The organism is Corynebacterium sp. HMSC034B08, from assembly GCF_001835805.1.
GTDB lineage: Bacteria > Actinomycetota > Actinomycetes > Mycobacteriales > Mycobacteriaceae > Corynebacterium > Corynebacterium coyleae.
On the sequence record NZ_KV825877.1, the window covers coordinates 1 to 299 of the forward strand.

1 pseudogene is annotated in these 299 nt (G+C 56.9%); it reads left to right on the top strand.

What is annotated here, in order from left to right:
• Positions 1-299 (top strand): annotated as a pseudogene (locus HMPREF2656_RS13215) (IS21 family transposase); the annotation flags it as partial.

Below are 299 nucleotides of genomic sequence, written 5' to 3' on the forward strand. Positions count from 1 at the left end.
TGAGCAAGATCAGCGCATGCCGCGCAAGCAACGCCACACTGCGCAGCGCATCTGTGACCGGCTTGCCGCCGAACATGGATATACCGGCTCGTATTCGCCGGTACAGCGCTACGTCAAGCAGTGGAGGCAGGACCATAAAGCCCCAGGAGATGGGTTCATGGAGTTGGAATGGTCTCCCGGGGTCATCCAGGTTGATTTCGGCCAGGCAGAAATCAACCTGGCGTCAGATGTGAAGGTTGTACACCTTTTGGTGGTGACGTTTCCGTACTCGAATATGAGGTTTTGCAGGGCCTTCGCCG